Here is a 703-nt window from a genome sequence, read left to right as displayed (position 1 = left end):
GTGAAGGGGCTGGCCACGTTCTACATGAAGCGGGGTAAACCCATCCTACGCTAGTGCCGGATGCTGGGCGCGGGGGCTTCGAGCAATTCAATCAGCTCGGAGTGTCCCATGTGCTCCAGAATCTCCTTTGCCTCAGCCGCGGAAAGCTCGTCGTTCTCGTAAGCATCCAGCACCTGGCCGGGTGTGAGGCCTTCAAGGTCGTCCTTGACCATCTCGTTTAGGAAGACCTCGGCATTATCGAAATCCTGAAGCTGGCCATTGATGCGCTCATGCAGGTCAATGGAGCGCTCGATGCCGGCCACTTTCTGCTCCAGCTCGAAGACCTTCTGCCCGGCGTAGTTGGCATGCACGTTGGCATCCCGGAAGTTCGCCGCCTTAACTGCCTCCGAATATTCGGCCTTGGACTTCTCGGCCTCCGCCCGGATGGCTTTCTCGATGCCGGGGGTGACGATGTGCAGCGGCCCAAGCTTGAAATTGATGCCGCGCCGGAAACCCATGAAGTGGGTCTGCTCATACTGGAGCTTGGCAGTTTCCGTGCGGGTGAGGGCGTCCTCATGAGCGTCCTTAGCCAGCTCGGCTTTCTGCCGGGCGGTCTGGGCTTCTCCGCGCCAGTAGGTGTAATCGGCCTGGAGCTTTACGGCTTCCCTACGCTTGTGATCGAGAATCCTGAGTTCACGGAGATCCTGCTTGGCGTTCTCCAGCC

At 59.5% G+C, this 703-nt stretch carries 1 protein-coding gene; it reads right to left on the bottom strand.

What is annotated here, in order from left to right; all coding sequences use genetic code 11:
• Positions 1–50: 50 nt before the first annotated feature.
• Positions 51–703 (bottom strand): hypothetical protein (locus AC1DS5_RS25055; protein ID WP_477720950.1); only part of this gene is annotated, 653 nt, incomplete at its 5' end.

The sequence above is a fragment of the Polaromonas sp. P4_H1 genome (assembly GCF_056400945.1).
This window is presented reverse-complemented; position numbering and strand designations above follow the sequence as displayed.